Below are 16,331 nucleotides of genomic sequence, written 5' to 3'. Positions count from 1 at the left end.
AAAAGATGTAATTTTGATATGAATCGGGAAAGGACGACTCAGTATTAATCCTTTAGGAGGAGAGTGCGCAGTCCGGCGGCTTTATTTTCGATCTCCTGCCACTCCTGCTCGGGGTCGGAACCGCTGACGATCCCTGCCCCGGCGTACAGGCGCACGCTGGTTTTTTGCACCCGGGCCGAGCGCAGCGCCACGCAGAACTCACTCTGCGCCAGCGAAAGATAGCCTGCCGAACCGGCATATCCCTCCCGGTCGAACGGTTCATTGCGGGCGATAAAATCCCAGGCGGCACGGCGCGGCAAACCGGCCACTGCCGCCGTGGGCTGCAGCAGAAGCAAACACTGTGCATCGTCGGGCTGTTGCAGCGCCGTCCAAATACAGCGGCGTAAATGCTGGACCTTACGCAAGCGCACAATTTGCGGCGGGAGCACATCCAGTACGCCGCTGTCGCGCTGCAGGCGCTGGCAAATATCTTCTACCACCAGCATGTTTTCACGCTGGTTCTTGTCGTCGTTCATTAGCCAGTGGCCCAGCCGGGCGGCGTGCGCGTCGTCGTGGTGGCTGGCGACCGTGCCGGCAAGCGCTTCGGTGCGCAGGAGCGAACCCCGACGCCGCCACAGCCGTTCCGGGGATGACCCCAGAAACGCGTTGTCGGCATCGCTGCACATCAAAAAGTGGTAGCACTGAAAATTAACCTGACGGCTGGCTGCCATCAGTGCGGCCGGATTCACCCCACCGTCAAACTGCAGATCCGTGACCCGGGCCAGCACCACTTTATCAAACTCACCCTGCGCAATTGCCTCTGTCGCCCGGGTAATGAGATTCATCCAGCCGGTTTTGTCGGGCCGATGCGTTTCACTCATCACCTGCTGGCTGAGCGGCGCAATCGCCGTGAGGTCACGCAGCGTCTGCAGAAAATCGCGCGCACGCTGCGCGTCGTCGTTAAGCGAGGTGTCGCTCCAGAGCTGCAGACGCAGCGTGGCAAGACCGCCGCAGCGCTGCCACAGCAGGCGCGGTAAAAACAGATCGCCCTGTCGGGGGTCGAACGCATTCACGCCGACGACGCGGGTATCGGGATAGGCGGGGAAGTGCAGTAAGAACTGACGGGCAGCGGATAAAGACGAAAAGCGGTTAACTGCCCCCAGCGCGGCGTACTCTTCATCGCCGTTACGCTGCTGCCAGTAGAATTGCGGGTAACTGACCTGGGCATTCAGCCAGGCGAGAGGATCGAACGCATCGTTAAGCGCGAAAGAGACATCAAGATGATGCAGGCCTGGTGCGTCGGGAAACGCGGCTGCCAGCTGTCCGGCAAGGCCTTCCAGCGCGATGGAAATCGAATGCACGTGAACCTCTCCCCGCTAAAACCTCACATTATACGGGGTACTGGCCTGAAAAAGCAGTACCCACGTTTTGGCAGGGAAAGGTGGTGTGCAGATTAACGGCGGGCGAGCAGAATACCCAGAACCAGACCCGCGGCAGCACCAACCCCTATGCCCTGCCAGGGTTTTTCACGGACATAGTCATCCGCGCGGTAGACCGCTTTTTTGGCCCGATAGTAGTAAGTGTCCGACGCCTGACTCACGCGCGTCTTCACGTCGTGCAGCGCCTGTTCAGCACGCGCCTTCAGCTCAATGTACTTTTGATCGGCCGGATCGCCTGAAGAACGGAGGACTTCTTCCAGCGTTTCACTTAACAGCGTCAGATCATCATCAACGTGCGTTTCCGAGGATTGGAAGGACATAGTTTTCTCCATGTGGTTGCATCAGTCCGCTAACTATAGACAATGCCTGCCGATTTCGCTTGCGCTGTCCGCTATGCTTCTTTCGCCATTCCGATATGCGGGATGCCATCTTCGTCGTAGATTTCAGTGACCGGCGCAAAGCCAAAGCGGGCATAAAACGGCTGCAAATGCGCCTGCGCGCCGAGATATAACGCTTTGTCCGGCCACTGTTTTTCGCAAGATATCAGGGTCTGCTCCATCAGCGCGTACCCCAGCTTTTCACCCCGCGCCTGGCTGCTGATAATCACCCGGCCAATCACCACCGGTGAAAAATCATCGTCGCTTTTCAGAATCCTCGCATACGCCACCAGCTGGTTATCTTTCCAGCCGAGGATGTGCCGGTTCTCGCCGAGCAGATCGTCGCCGTCGATATCCTGATAGGGGCAGGTCTGCTCAACCACAAAGACTTCGCAGCGCAGCTTGAGCAAGGCGTACAGTTCGGGAACAGTCAGTTCGCTGTGGTGCAGGTCTTGCCACTGAATCATCGCTTTCTCCTTATCGGCAGGTTGCCGTTATACTCATGATTTTTCGCGTCTGGCACAGAGGCTAATGCACTATGGAACTGCTGTTTTTGGGAACATCCGCTGGCGTGCCGACCCGTGCGCGCAATGTTACGTCAATGTTGCTTGATTTGCAGCACCCGACCCGCGGCGGGCTGTGGCTGTTTGACTGCGGCGAAGGTACCCAGCATCAGATGCTGCACACCGCCAGCCATCCGGGCAAGCTGGATAAAATTTTTATTACCCACCTGCATGGCGATCACCTTTTTGGCCTGCCGGGGCTGCTATGCAGCCGCTCGATGGCCGGTAATGTCCACCCGCTGACGATTTATGGCCCGACCGGGATCCGTGAGTTTGTCGAAACCAGCCTGCGTCTGAGCGGCTCGTGGACCGACTATCCGCTGGAGATTATCGAGATACGTGAAGGGGTCGTGTTCAGCGACGATGCCTGGACGGTGACCGCCGCATTGCTCAACCATCCCGTCGAGTGCTACGGCTTTCGTATTGAAGAACATGATAAACCCGGCGCGCTGGATGGCGCGGCGCTCGCCGCCGCAGGCGTTCCCTCCGGGCCGCTGTATCAGCAGCTGAAACGAGGGGAACGCGTCACCCTGCAAGATGGTCGGGTCATTAACGGCGCGGATTACCTCTCCCCCCCTCGCCCCGGTAAAACACTGGCGATTTTTGGTGATACCGCGCCCTGCGAGGCTGCGCTTGCGCTAGCGAAGGGTGTCGATCTGCTGGTGCATGAGGCGACGCTTGAGACAGCAATGGAGGAGAAAGCCAACAGCCGGGGCCACAGTTCAACGCGTCAGGCTGCACAGCTGGCCCACGACGCGCAGGCCAGGAAGCTGGTCATCACCCACGTCAGCTCGCGCTATGACGCTCAGGGTTGCGCCATGCTGCTGGCGGAGTGCCGCGCCGTGTTTGCCAACTGCGAGCTGGCGCACGATTTCACTCCGGTTCGCGTTTAACGCTCGATTTTTCCTCATCACTGCCGATAACGATCAGCAGGTCGGCATTTTCACATGAGGAAAAACATGGATAATTTCCAGAAAGACATTGATGACAGGGCAAATCTGACCCTGTCGAACCGTTTTGAGCTGTTGCTGTTCCGTCTCGGCACATCTATGAATGAGAACAAATCTGAGCTGTTCGGCATCAACGTCTTTAAGCTTCGCGAGATTGTGCCGATGCCCACCTTCACCAAACCAGCGGGCATGAAGTCGCCGCTGATGGGGATGGTGAATATTCGTGACCAGGTGATCCCGGTTATCGACCTGGCGGCGGTGGCGGGCTGTAAACCTGCAACAGGCCTGAACATTCTGCTGATCACCGAGTATGCTCGCAGCGTGCAGGCCTTCGCGGTGGAGTCGGTCGAGAATATTATGCGTCTGGACTGGAAGCAGGTGCACGCGGCAGAAACCGCCGTCAGCGGCCGCTATATCACCAGCATCGCCTGTCTCGACGAGAAAACTGACACCAACGATCTGGCCATGGTGTTGGACGTGGAGCAGATCCTGTACGACATCACTCCCGCCAACCACGATCTGCACGCCAACAATCTGAACACCCCGAAATTCAACATCAAACCGGGTGCGGTCGCGATTGTGGCAGAAGACTCGAAAGTGGCGCGCTCAATGCTGGAAAAAGGTCTGCAGGCGATGGAGATCCCGGCGCTAATGCACATTACCGGCAAAGAGGCGTGGGAGAAGATTGGCGTACTGGCAGCGCAGGCGCAGGCAGAAGGGGTGCCGATTACCGATAAGATCGCACTGGTGCTGACCGATCTCGAAATGCCCGAGATGGACGGTTTTACCCTGACGCGTAAAATCAAAACCGATGAGATCCTGAAAGCCATTCCGGTGGTGATCCACTCTTCCCTTTCCGGCAATGCCAACGAAGATCATATCCGTAAGGTGAAGGCCGATGGCTACGTGGCGAAGTTTGAGCTGAACGAGCTGTCCTCGGTGATTGAGGAAGTGCTGGAGCGGGCAACGAAGCAGATTGATGGGCCGTTGATAAGCCGTAAGCAGCTGGCTTGATTTTTCCCTTGTGCGGCCTGATACCCTCTCCCACGGGAGAGGGTACAGACATTAAAAAAGGCAACTTTCGTTGCCTTTTGTTTTTCCTTACATCAGCGGCATCGCGTGCTGCACGAGGCTTATCAGCGGCTGCGGGTAGATACCGAAAATCAGTACCAGCAGGGCTGAAATCAGTACCACAATCCCGCCCGCGCTGTACTGCCAGTTGGTCGGCGCATCGCGGTTAAGCTGCTGCGGTGCATTCAGATACAGACTCACCGCAACGCGCAGGTAGTAGTACAAACCGATTGCCGAACCGACAACCACTGCCCCGGTCAGCCACCACAGGTTCGCCTGCACACCGACGGCAATGATGTAGAACTTACCGATAAACCCGAGCGTCATCGGGATACCCGCCAGCGACAGCATCATCACGGTCATTACTGCTGACAGAATCGGACGGTGCCAGAACAGGCCACGGTAAGAGTACAGGGAGTCGGCATCCGGGCCACGGTATGGGCTGGACATCAGGCTTACCACGCCGAACGCGCCGAGGCTGCTGAACAGATAACCGGCCAGGTAAACACCGACGGATTCCATGGACATCTGACCGCTCTGCAGCGCAATCAGCGCCACCATCAGGTAGCCAAGGTGTGAGATGGAGGAGTAACCGAGCAGACGCTTAATGTTGGTCTGGCTCAGCGCCATCAGGTTACCGAAGATGATTGACACGAAGGCGATAACGCCCAGCACCACGCGTACCGCTTCGCTATCGCCAACCGGTGCGTAGAGGAACAGACGCATCACCACACCGAAGATAGCGATTTTACTCGCCGTCGCCAGGAAGGTAGAAACCGGAGCAGGTGCGCCCTGGTATACGTCTGGTGTCCACAGGTGGAACGGTACCAGCGACAGTTTAAAGCCCAAACCGACAATCATCATGCCCAGACCCGCCAGCAGCAGCGGTTCATGCAGCATACCGTCGCCGAGGCTCTTGCCGAGGGCAATGAAAGAGAGGTTACCGGACTGGGCATACACCAGCGCAATACCAAACAGCAGGAAGGACGAAGCAGCAGCAGACAGGATCGTATACTTGATACTCGCTTCCAGAGAGCGCTTCTGGCGGAAGGCATAACCAATCAGGCCGAACAGCGGCAGAGAGATCAGCTCAATACCGAGGAACAGCGCTGCCAGGTGGTTGGCATTCGCCAGCAGAATCCCGCCCAGTGCGGCAATCAGAACCAGCAGGTAAAACTCTTCTTTGTTGTCGTAGTAACCTTCCAGCCACGGGTAGGCAAAGGTACAGGTTGCGAGGCTCGCCAGCAGAACCAGCCCGGTATAGAGCATGGCAAAACCGTCGACGCGCATCAGCGGCGTCACGTCCATCGCCCCCGCCTGGCCAACAAACCAGAGGGAGACCAGTGCGGCGTTAAGGCCCAGAACCGACAGCGTGGCATTCAGGAAGTGATTGCGTCGCCACGCAATGGAGAGCATCACTACCACCACCGTCAATCCGACGATCAGCAGCGGTAGCAGCGCAATCAGGTGTTGTGGAGTTAAAGTCATGGCGATTTACGGCCTTGTAGTAGAAGCAGAATTAACAAACCACTGCTGGATATTGCCCATCGCAGAATGCGAGGTATCCAGAATCGGCTGCGGATAGAAGCCAAGCAGTACCAGAAGCACAACCAGCAACAGAATGATAAACAGTTCGCGCAGTGACATCCCCGGCAGCTCTTTCGCTGCGATTTCGCTCTTCGCTTTACCGAAGTAGGCGCGATGCAGCATCGCCAGAGAGTAAACGGACGCGAATACCAGACCGAAGGTTGATACCACCGTAATGACCGGCACCACTTTAAAGCTGCCGAACAGGATCATAAATTCGCCAACGAAGTTACCGGTACCCGGCATCCCCAGCGTGGCCACAGCGAAGAACATCGACATCGCCGGCAGCCATTTAATTTTGCTCCACAAACCGCCCATCTGACGCATATCGCGGGTGTGCAGGCGTTCATACAGCTGGCCACACAGGATGAAGAGACCCGCCGCCGACAGCCCGTGGGCAATCATCTGAATGATTGCGCCCTGGTACGCCAGCTGGCTGCCGGTGTAGATGGCAATCAGCACGAAGCCCATGTGGGACACAGAGGTATACGCGATCAGACGTTTGATGTCGTACTGCGTGAAGGCCATCCAGGCGCCGTAGATGATACCGATCACACCGAGCCACATGGCAATCGGCGCAAACTCTGCGGAAGCATTCGGGAACAGCGGCAGCGCGAAACGCAGCAGACCGTAGGCCGCGGTTTTCAGCAAGATCCCTGCCAGGTCAACGGAACCCGCCGTTGGTGCCTGAGAGTGCGCATCCGGCAGCCAGCCGTGCAGCGGAACCACCGGCATTTTCACCGCAAACGCAATGAAGAAGCCCAGCATCAGCAGGTATTCCACGCCGTGCGACATTGGCGTCTTCAGCAGGTCCTGATAGTTGAAGGTCCAGACACCGGTCGCGTTATAGTGCACGAACACCAGCGCCAGGATGGCAATTAACATCACCAGACCGCTCGCCTGGGTATAGATGAAGAACTTGGTTGCCGCCGTGATACGCGTTTTACCGTCGGATGCCTTATGGCCCCACAGCGCGATCAGGAAGTACATCGGCACCAGCATCATCTCCCAGAAGAAGAAGAACAGGAACATGTCGATGGCCAGGAACACGCCGATCACGCCGCCGAGGATCCACATCAGGTTCAGGTGGAAGAAGCCCTGGTATTTTTGAATTTCTTGCCAGGAGCACAGTACCGCCAGAACGCCGAGGAGACCAGTCAGCACCACCATCAGCAGCGACAGGCCATCAATCGCCAGATGAATGGTTATGCCGAAACGCGGGATCCACGGCAGGATAAATTCAGACTGCCACTGCGGCAGGCCCGCAGACTGGGTCAGTGAATAGCCGCCCTGCAACCAAAGTTGCAGGCCAAGCGCAAGCGTCAATCCCATGGTGATCAGCGCAATCCAGCGCGGCATCTTCACGCCAAAGCGTTCGGTCTGCCAGCACAGGAACCCACCAATGAAGGGAATTAAGATTAGCCAGGGTAATAACATGGCGATTTTTATTCCTTTTTAAGGCCCCCGACAGGGGCCTGATTTTCAACGAATTTTTATAAATTCACTTATGAATCAACGCAGAACCATCAGCAGCGCCAGTACGACCACCGCGCCAATGCTCATTGATGCCACATACCAGCGCAGATAGCCGTTCTCGCTGAACAGCAGGCCTTTACCTGCAAAGCGGGAAAGGATCGCCGGGGTGTTCATCATCGCGTTCAGCGGATCGCGCTTGATAAGCCACGCAATGCCGAGGAACGGTTTCACGAAGATCATGTCATACAGCCAGTCGAAGCCCCACGCGTTGTACCACCAGGTGCCCAGCAGACGGCCCGGCGCACTGTTGGCAACCGCAGTTACCAGCGTACGTTTGCCCAGCCACAGCCATGCTGCAATCAGGATGCCCGCAATCGCGACCACGCCAGAGGTGATTTCAAGCGTCAGCACACGACCGTGCTCAAGCTCGGTGGTGCCCGGCAGAACACCCTGCAGCGGCGGCACAATCAGTGCGCCAACGAAGGTGGAGAGGACCATCAGCACAATCAGCGGCAGATGGTGGGTAATCCCCTTCCCTGCATGCGCGTGAATTTGTTCTTTTCCATGGAAGACGATGAAAATCATACGGAAGGTATACAGGGAGGTCATAAACGCACCGACCAGACCGGCAACCATCAGATTGATATGGCCATTCGCCATTGCTCCCGCCAGGATTTCGTCCTTACTGAAGAAGCCTGCGGTAATCAACGGCAGTGCCGCCAGCGCCGCGCCGCCCACCAGGAAGCAGGCATAAACCAGCGGAATGGACTTACGCAGCCCGCCCATCTTGAAGATGTTCTGCTCGTGGTGGCAGGCAAGGATCACCGAACCGGATGAGAGGAACAGCAGCGCTTTAAAGAACGCGTGCGTCATCAGATGGAAAATCGCCGCATCCCACGCCTGCACGCCCAGCGCCAGGAACATGTAGCCAATCTGGCTCATGGTGGAGTAGGCGAGAACGCGTTTGATGTCGGTCTGCACCAGCGCCGCAAAGCCTGCCAGCACCAGCGTAACCGCACCGACGATCCCCACCAGATGCAGGATCTCCGGGGTCATCAGGAACAGGCCGTGGGTACGGGCAATCAGGTAGACGCCCGCGGTAACCATGGTTGCGGCGTGGATCAGCGCGGAGACAGGCGTTGGGCCTGCCATCGCGTCTGCAAGCCAGGTCTGCAACGGCAGCTGTGCGGATTTCCCTACCGCGCCGCCCAGCAGCATCAGGGCTGCCCACGTCAGCATGTTGTTACCGGCCTCGAAGTGCGCAGGTGCCAGTTCCACCATTTCGCGGAAGTTCAGCGTGCCCAGCTCGTTGTAGAGGATGAACAGCGCGAACGCGAGGAACACGTCACCCACACGGGTCACGACGAAGGCTTTCATTGCCGCTGCGCCATTCTTCGGATCGGTGTAGTAGAAACCGATCAGCAGATAGGAGCACAGGCCCACGCCTTCCCAGCCGAGATACATCAGCAGCAGGTTGTCGCCCAGCACCAGAATCACCATGCTGGCGATAAACAGGTTGGTGTAGGCGAAGAAGCGGGAGTAACCCTCTTCACCGCGCATGTACCAGGAGGCGAACATGTGGATCAGGAAGCCGACGCCGGTGACCACCGAGAGCATGGTCAGGGAGAGGCCATCCAGCACCAGGCTGAAACCGATATTGAAATCGCCGACCGACATCCAGTTCCACAGTGGCAGGGTATACGCCTGCTTGCCGTTGTTAAGGAAGTCGATACCCGCATACGCGGTAACCAGCGCGGCCAGGCCGATGGAGCCAATGCCCACGGTCGCAGACAGATTTTCCGACCAGCGGCCGCGAGAAAACGCCAGCAGCAGGAAGCCAATCAACGGGAAAATAATGGTTAAGGCAAGCATGTTCATCCACGCAACTCACTTACTGAATCGATGTTCAGGTTCTGGCGGCGACGATGGAGCTGCAGCAACAGCGCCAGGCCAATACTCGCTTCTGCAGCCGCAAGGGTGATGGCGAGGATGTACATGACCTGACCATCGGTCTGGCCCCAGTAACTACCGGCGACCACGAAGGCCAGCGCGGCGGCGTTGATCATGATTTCCAGGCTAATCAGCATGAACAGCAGATTGCGGCGGATAACCAGACCGGTTAAGCCCAGCACGAATAAAATCGCTGCGAGGATCAGTCCGTGTTGTAAAGGGATCATGCGTGATCCTCCGTTTTTCTTTTCGCACGGTCGTCAGCACGGTTGCTCAGCACCTCGCCAGCGCGATCTTCACGACCGACATGGAATGCCACAACCAGACCTGCCAGCAGCAGCATGGAGGCCAGTTCAACTGCCAGAACGTAAGGCCCGAACAGGGAGATCCCTACCGCTTTGGCGCTGATTGGCGTCCCGTCGATGCCCTGATCGTTGACGCCCAGAATGGCATACACGATCACCGCCAGCATGATGGCCGACAAAATTGCCGGACCAATCCAGACCTGCGGTTTTAACCACTGACGTTCCTGCTCAATTTCCGATCCACCGAGGTTCAGCATCATCACCACGAACACGAACAGCACCATAATGGCCCCGGCGTAGACGATGATTTCAAGCGCACCGGCGAAGTGTGCGCCCAGCGCAAAGAACACCCCAGAAATAGCCAGCAGCGAAATGATTAAATACAGCAGCGCATGCACCGGGTTGGTGTGCGTAATCACTCGCAGCGTAGCCAGGATGGCGATCAGGCCACAGATATAAAAAGCGAATTCCATTGCCCCTCTCCTTACGGTAACAGGCTCTTGACGTCGATAGGCTTGGCTTCGTTCTCTGCTTCGCCCTTATCTTTGCCGTCGATTGCCATACCCGCCATCCGGTAGAAGTTATATTCCGGGTATTTACCCGGACCGGAAATCAGCAGATCCTCTTTCTCGTACACCAGGTCCTGACGTTTGTATTCGCCCAGCTCGAAGTCCGGGGTCAACTGAATCGCCGTGGTCGGGCACGCTTCTTCACACAGACCGCAGAAGATGCAGCGTGAGAAGTTAATGCGGAAGAACTCCGGGTACCAGCGACCGTCTTTGGTCTCGGCTTTTTGCAGAGAGATACAGCCGACAGGACACGCTACCGCACACAGGTTACAGGCAACGCAACGCTCCGAACCGTCCGGATCGCGCGTCAGCACGATACGGCCACGGTAGCGCGGCGGCAGATAAACCGGCTCTTCTGGGTACATCTGGGTTTCACGTTTTGCAAACGCGTGCAGGCCGATCATCCAGATACTGCGTACCTGGGTGCCGAAGCCTACCAATAATTCTTTTAAGGTCATGGTCTAAAGCCCCTTATGGCTGCTGCCAGAGAATGACAGCCGCCGTTACCAACAAGTTGACGAGCGTCAGCGGCAGGCACACTTTCCAGCCGAAGGACATTACCTGGTCATAACGCGGACGCGGTAAGGACGCACGAATCAAAATGAACATCATCATAAAGAACGCGGTTTTCAGCGCGAACCAGATGAATGGCGGTAATAACGGGCCATGCCAGCCACCAAAGAACAGCGTTACCATCAGCGCAGAAATGGTGACGATACCGATGTACTCGCCCACGAAGAACAGACCGAACTTCATACCGGAATATTCAACGTGGTAACCATCGGCCAGTTCCTGCTCGGCTTCTGGCTGGTCAAACGGGTGACGGTGACACACCGCCACGCCCGCGATGGCAAAGGTAATAAAACCAAAGAACTGCGGGATCACGTTCCAGATGTCGGCCTGGTTGTTGACGATGTCGGTCATGTTAAATGACCCGGCCTGCGCCACCACGCCCATCAGGGAGAGACCCAGGAACACTTCATAGCTCAGCGTCTGGGCAGACGCACGCATCGCGCCCAGCAGGGAGTATTTGTTGTTACTGGACCAGCCCGCGAACAGCACCGCGTAAACCGCGAGGCCTGCCATCATCAGGAAGAACAGGATCCCGATGTTCAGATCCGCGACCACCCACGACGGGCTGACCGGAACGATAGCAAAGGCCAGCAGCAGCGAGGTGAAGGCGATCATCGGCGCAAGCGTAAAGATGACGCGATCCGAGAATTTCGGGATCCAGTCCTCTTTAAAGAACATCTTGATCATATCCGCGACCAGCTGGAGTGAACCACCCCAGCCCACACGGTTCGGTCCATAACGGTTCTGGAACAGACCGAGCAGACGACGTTCACCAAAGCTCATGAACGCACCGCAGGTGACGACCACCAGCAGAATGACAATCGCCTTCAGGATGCTCAGCAGAATGTCGATAAGATCCGGCGTTAACCAACTCATGCTTGTGCCTCCTGCAGATTATCGAGACGCGCGCCTGCCAGTACCGGCGCAATACCCGGTAATCCCATCGGCAGACCCACCTGCCCTGCACTCAGACCGTCGGTGATAATCAGCGGCAGGCTGATCGTCTGGCCTTCATAGCTAAAGGAGATACGGGCGCCTGCATTCACGCCAAGCTTCGCGGCATCAGCCGGGTTGAGCTTGATGTAAGGCTGCGGCATGCGGGTCTGGAACACCGGAGAACGCTGGGACATTTCGTCACTACCAAACAGATGGTAGTAAGGCGCGATACGCCAGTTACCCTCTTCCGCCTGGAAGCTTGCCGGAACAGTGGAGAAGAACTCGAGACCGGTTTCGCTTGCTTCGATCAGGCGCACGCCAGGATCGCCATGGCGCAGAGAACCGCCCACTTCAGCCTGGAACTTGTTCCATGCCTGCGGGGAGTTCCAGCCTGGTGCCCAGGCAAACGGAATCTGTGAACGTGGCGCAGACGGCTGGTTGTTCCCTTCCATTGAGAAGGCGAACATGGTGTCTTTATCCTGCGGCTGACGCGGTTCGTGCACGCTGATGTTAGCACGCATCGCAGTACGGCCACTGTAGCGGTGCGGTTCACGGGCCAGCTTCTGGCCGCGAATACGGAAGGAAGCATCCGGCGCCGCATCTTTGATGCCTGCCAGCTGCGGCAGGGCAGCAACGGCAGCATCGATCACGTCATCGAGTTGGGTCCAGTCCACTTCACGACTCTGGACGGTGCTGTGCAGGGAGTGCAGCCAGCGCCAGCTTTCCAGCATCACGATGTTGGCATCGTAATAAGACGGATCGTAAACCTGGAAGAAACGCTGTGCGCGGCCTTCGTTGTTGATAACGGTACCGTCACTTTCCGCGAAGCTTGCCGCAGAGAGCACCAGATGCGCTTTGTCCATGATTGCCGTGCGCTGATGGTCGATAACCATCACCAGTGGCGCTTTCGACAGGGCGGCATCGACGCGGGCAGCAGAAGCATGACGATGCAGGTCGTTTTCCAGCACGATAACGGCATCAGCCGCACCGGATTCGAGTTCGCTCAGCGCCGCTTCCAGAGAACCGCCGCCAATCATTCCCAGACCCATGCTGTTTACCGCGCGGGCAATCATGGTCACGCCGACGTCTGCGCCACGGCCTTTCAGAGCTTTCGCAACGTTAGCTGCAGCCTGAACGACCTCAACGCTACCGGCATTCGTACCGGATACAATCAGCGGTTTCTTCGCACCGGCCAGCGCCTGTACGATCACATCGATCTTGTTCTGCAGGTCACGATCCAGGCCTTCAACCGCCGGGGCGCTGTTGTCCAGCGCATGGGCAATCGCAAAGCCAAGACGCGCCTGATCTTCAACCGGCGCGCAGTAGGTCCACGCCGCGATATCATCCAGACGAGTGTTATCGATATTAGTGACAAACAGCGGGTGTTTAGCACGCTGACCGATATTCATGATCGCCGCAATCTGCCAGTCAGCCACTTTCTGGGCCGCTGCCATTTCGCGCGCTTTGCCTTTCACCGCCTGACGAACCGCCAGCGCAACGCGGGCGCCGGTCTGGGTTAAATCTTCACCCAATACCAGAACCGCATCATAAGATTCGATTTCGCGCAGCGCAGGGGTATGAATACCGCCTTCGCGCAGCACTTTCAGTACCAGCTGCAGACGTTCCTGCTCGCCCTGAGCGATACCGGTGTAGAAGTTATCCGCACCCACCAGCTCACGCAGCGCAAAGTTGCTTTCAACGCTGGCGCGCGGGGAGCCAATACCGATCACTTTCTTCGACTGGCGCAGAATATCTGCTGCACCCTGCATCGCCTGCTCGGCGTTAAGGGTGATCAGGTCATCGCCACGGCGCTGAACCGGCTGACGCGGACGGTCTTTCAGGTTCACATAGCCATAGCCGAAACGACCACGGTCGCAGAGGAAGTAGTGGTTTACGGTACCGTTGTAACGGTTTTCGATACGACGCAGTTCGCCGTAGCGCTCACCCGGGCTGGTGTTACAGCCGAGAGAGCACTGCTGGCAAATACTTGGCGCAAACTGCATGTCCCACTTACGGTTGTAACGCTCGGAGTGCGTTTTATCGGTGAAGACGCCGGTCGGGCAGATTTCGACCAGGTTGCCGGAGAACTCGCTCTCCAGCACGCCGTCTTCCGGACGACCAAAGTAGACGTTGTCATGTGCGCCATATACACCCAGATCTTCGCCGTCGGCATAATCTTTGTAGTAACGCACGCAGCGGTAGCAGGCGATGCAGCGGTTCATTTCATGCGAGATGAACGGCCCCAGATCCTGATTGCGGTGGGTACGTTTGGTAAAGCGATAGCGACGGAAGCTGTGCCCGGTCATCACGGTCATATCCTGAAGATGGCAGTTACCGCCCTCTTCACACACCGGACAATCGTGCGGGTGGTTGGTCATTAACCACTCCACCACGCTTTCGCGGAACTGTTTGGCTTCCGCGTCGTCGATAGAAATAAAGGTTCCTTCGGTGGCTGGTGTCATACACGACATCACCAGGCGACCACGCGTGTCTTCCGCGTTTTGATATTGCTTCACCGCACACTGGCGGCAAGCACCGACGCTCCCCAGCGCCGGATGCCAGCAAAAATACGGAATATCAAGGCCGAGGGACAGACAAGCTTCTAGCAGGTTGTCCGCGCCGTTGACCTCGTATTCTTTGCCGTCTACATGAATCGTAGCCATTAGCATGCTTCCAGTTGGCTCGAATTAACTTCGAGCGTTAATCAAAATTCTTCGTCGTTACCAGCGCGCTTTCAGCAGGTTCGGCTGAATACCATTAATCAAATGGGTATTGCTGAACGGCTGCTTGATGCCTGCTTCGAATTCGTCGCGGAAATATTTAATTGCGCTTTGCAGTGGCTCAACGGCACCTGGCGCATGCGCACAGAAGGTTTTACCCGGCCCTAAGAATCGACACAGTTGCTCAAGTGTCTCGATATCGCCAGGCTGGCCTTCGCCACGCTCAATAGCACGCAGGATCTTCACGCTCCACGGCAGACCGTCACGACATGGCGTACACCAGCCGCAGGACTCACGGGCGAAGAACTCTTCCAGGTTACGCACCAGCGACACCATGCCGATCTCGTGGTCGACGGCCATCGCCAGCGCCGTACCCAGACGGCTGCCTGCTTTACCAATGCTTTCGAATTCCATCGGCAGATCAAGGTGGGCTTCGGTCAGGAAGTCTGTCCCTGCCCCACCCGGCTGCCAGGCTTTGAATTTCAGGCCATCGCGCATGCCGCCCGCGTAGTCTTCAAGAATTTCGCGTGCGGTGGTACCGAACGGCAGTTCCCACAGGCCCGGGTTTTTCACGCGGCCCGAGAAGCCCATCAGCTTGGTACCGGCATCTTTACTGGTCGAGATGCCCTGGTACCACGCCACGCCGTTATCAAGGATAGCCGGAACGTTGCACAGGGTTTCGACGTTGTTTACGCAGGTCGGTTTCCCCCACACGCCGGAGCTCGCCGGGAACGGCGGCTTGGAACGCGGGTTCGCACGGCGTCCTTCCAGGGAGTTAATCAGCGCGGTCTCTTCACCGCAGATATAACGCCCGGCGCCAGTGTGCACAAACAGTTCGAAGTCAAAACCGGTGCCCAGAATGTTTTTACCAAGCAGGCCCGCCTCGGTGGCTTCGGCAATCGCGCGGCGCAGGTTCTCTGCCGCTTCGATGTACTCGCCGCGCAGGAAGATGTAACCGCGGTAGGCTTTCAGCGCGAAGGCGGAGATCAGCATGCCTTCCACCAGCAGGTGCGGCAGCTGCTCCATCAACAGGCGATCTTTGTAGGTGCCCGGCTCCATTTCATCGGCGTTACACAGCAGGTAACGGATGTTCATGGATTCGTCTTTTGGCATCAGGCTCCACTTCAGTCCGGTGGAAAAGCCTGCACCGCCGCGCCCTTTCAGGCCAGCGTCTTTCACAGCGTTGACGATCTCATCAGGCGCCATGCCGCCCAGCGCTTTACGTGCGCCGGAATAGCCGTTTTTGCTCTGATATTCATCAAGCCATACCGGCTGTTTGTCATCGCGCAGACGCCAGGTCAGCGGATGCGTTTCAGCAGTACGCATTACGGTTTTCATTTGTACTGCTCCAGCAGGTCAGGAATCGCTTCCGGCGTCACATGAACGTGAGTATCCTCATCGATCATCATCGCCGGCCCCTTGTCGCAGTTACCCAGGCAGCAGGTTGGCAGCAGGGTAAAACGACCATCAAAGGTGGTCTGTCCCGGCTTAATATCGAGTTTTTTCTCGATAGCGGCCTGGATCCCCTGATAACCGGTGATATGGCATACCACGCTGTCGCAATAGCGGATCACATGACGGCCAACCGGCTGGCGGAAGATCTGGCTGTAGAACGTTGCCACGCCTTCGACGTCGCTTGCCGGAATACCCAGCACGTCCGCGATAGCATAGATTGCTCCATCTGGCACCCAACCACGCTGTTTCTGAACGATTTTCAGCGCTTCAATGGACGCCGCACGCGGGTCTTCGTAGTGATGCATCTCATGCTCAATCGCAGCACGTTCTGCGGCACTCAGCTCAAAAGCCTCGGTTTGTGGTTGTTGATTCTCGTGCATA

Annotated in this window: 15 protein-coding genes; 2 read left to right on the top strand and 13 right to left on the bottom strand. The window is 57.2% G+C overall.

What is annotated here, in order from left to right:
- Positions 1–44 precede the first annotated feature (44 nt).
- The 3 genes from menF to ACRDD5_RS19160 all read right to left on the bottom strand — a co-directional run bounded on the left by menF (position 45) and on the right by ACRDD5_RS19160 (position 2,262).
- The gene (gene menF / locus ACRDD5_RS19170; RefSeq protein ID WP_438677690.1) at positions 45–1,340 is read right to left on the bottom strand and encodes an isochorismate synthase MenF; all 1,296 of its coding nucleotides are present in this window, start codon (positions 1,338–1,340) and stop codon (positions 45–47) included.
- A 92-nt stretch (positions 1,341–1,432) separates the two neighbouring features.
- Positions 1,433–1,738, bottom strand: a complete 306-nt coding sequence (gene elaB / locus ACRDD5_RS19165) for a stress response protein ElaB (RefSeq protein ID WP_142486542.1) — start codon at positions 1,736–1,738, stop codon at positions 1,433–1,435.
- A gap of 71 nt (positions 1,739–1,809) precedes the next feature.
- Entirely contained in the window at positions 1,810–2,262 is a 453-nt protein-coding gene (locus ACRDD5_RS19160; protein ID WP_438677689.1) for a GNAT family N-acetyltransferase, read from the bottom strand.
- 71 nt (positions 2,263–2,333) lie between these two features.
- On the opposite strand from ACRDD5_RS19160, the gene rnz reads away from it, so the two are divergent.
- Together rnz and ACRDD5_RS19150 are read left to right on the top strand one after the other, a co-directional pair.
- Positions 2,334–3,251: a ribonuclease Z gene (gene rnz / locus ACRDD5_RS19155; protein ID WP_438677688.1), complete on the top strand. Its 918-nt coding sequence runs from the start codon at positions 2,334–2,336 to the stop codon at positions 3,249–3,251.
- Between the two features lie 66 nt (positions 3,252–3,317).
- Positions 3,318–4,322, top strand: coding sequence for a chemotaxis protein (locus ACRDD5_RS19150; protein WP_438677687.1), 1,005 nt, complete (start codon positions 3,318–3,320; stop codon positions 4,320–4,322).
- An 87-nt stretch (positions 4,323–4,409) separates the two neighbouring features.
- Here the strand turns inward: ACRDD5_RS19150 and nuoN are convergent, their stop codons facing one another.
- The 10 genes from nuoN to nuoE all read right to left on the bottom strand — a co-directional run bounded on the left by nuoN (position 4,410) and on the right by nuoE (position 16,330).
- Positions 4,410–5,867 carry an NADH-quinone oxidoreductase subunit NuoN gene (gene nuoN, locus ACRDD5_RS19145; protein ID WP_438677686.1) on the bottom strand — a complete coding sequence of 486 codons (1,458 nt, stop codon included), beginning with the start codon at positions 5,865–5,867 and terminating at the stop codon, positions 4,410–4,412.
- Between the two features lie 6 nt (positions 5,868–5,873).
- A complete protein-coding gene (gene nuoM / locus ACRDD5_RS19140; protein WP_438677685.1) occupies positions 5,874–7,403 on the bottom strand; it encodes an NADH-quinone oxidoreductase subunit M in 1,530 nt (509 codons plus the stop codon).
- Positions 7,404–7,478: 75 nt separating this feature from the next.
- The gene (nuoL, locus tag ACRDD5_RS19135) at positions 7,479–9,320 is read right to left on the bottom strand and encodes an NADH-quinone oxidoreductase subunit L (RefSeq protein WP_438677684.1); all 1,842 of its coding nucleotides are present in this window, start codon (positions 9,318–9,320) and stop codon (positions 7,479–7,481) included.
- Positions 9,317–9,619, bottom strand: coding sequence for an NADH-quinone oxidoreductase subunit NuoK (gene nuoK, locus ACRDD5_RS19130; protein ID WP_271268862.1), 303 nt, complete (start codon positions 9,617–9,619; stop codon positions 9,317–9,319). Before nuoK ends, nuoL begins: the two co-directional genes overlap by 4 nt.
- Complete coding sequence (gene nuoJ / locus ACRDD5_RS19125; RefSeq protein WP_271282831.1) at positions 9,616–10,170, bottom strand: NADH-quinone oxidoreductase subunit J; 555 nt, start codon at positions 10,168–10,170, stop codon at positions 9,616–9,618. The genes nuoK and nuoJ overlap by 4 nt, the downstream gene beginning before the upstream one ends.
- A gap of 11 nt (positions 10,171–10,181) precedes the next feature.
- A complete protein-coding gene (gene nuoI / locus ACRDD5_RS19120; protein ID WP_038256279.1) occupies positions 10,182–10,724 on the bottom strand; it encodes an NADH-quinone oxidoreductase subunit NuoI in 543 nt (180 codons plus the stop codon).
- Positions 10,725–10,737: 13 nt separating this feature from the next.
- Positions 10,738–11,715: an NADH-quinone oxidoreductase subunit NuoH gene (nuoH, locus tag ACRDD5_RS19115; RefSeq protein ID WP_271282832.1), complete on the bottom strand. Its 978-nt coding sequence runs from the start codon at positions 11,713–11,715 to the stop codon at positions 10,738–10,740.
- Positions 11,712–14,438, bottom strand: a complete 2,727-nt coding sequence (gene nuoG / locus ACRDD5_RS19110; RefSeq protein WP_438677683.1) for an NADH-quinone oxidoreductase subunit NuoG — start codon at positions 14,436–14,438, stop codon at positions 11,712–11,714. The genes nuoH and nuoG overlap by 4 nt, the downstream gene beginning before the upstream one ends.
- 57 nt (positions 14,439–14,495) lie before the next feature.
- Positions 14,496–15,833: an NADH-quinone oxidoreductase subunit NuoF gene (gene nuoF, locus ACRDD5_RS19105; RefSeq protein WP_271282834.1), complete on the bottom strand. Its 1,338-nt coding sequence runs from the start codon at positions 15,831–15,833 to the stop codon at positions 14,496–14,498.
- Positions 15,830–16,330, bottom strand: coding sequence for an NADH-quinone oxidoreductase subunit NuoE (nuoE, locus tag ACRDD5_RS19100; RefSeq protein WP_271268867.1), 501 nt, complete (start codon positions 16,328–16,330; stop codon positions 15,830–15,832). The genes nuoF and nuoE overlap by 4 nt, the downstream gene beginning before the upstream one ends.
- Position 16,331 lies beyond the last annotated feature (1 nt).

This window comes from Silvania sp. (genome assembly GCF_051656365.1).
GTDB lineage: Bacteria > Pseudomonadota > Gammaproteobacteria > Enterobacterales > Enterobacteriaceae > Enterobacter > Enterobacter hatchlandensis.
The sequence above is the reverse complement of the archived record's forward strand: the minus strand, read 5'-3'. Positions and strand labels throughout refer to the sequence as shown.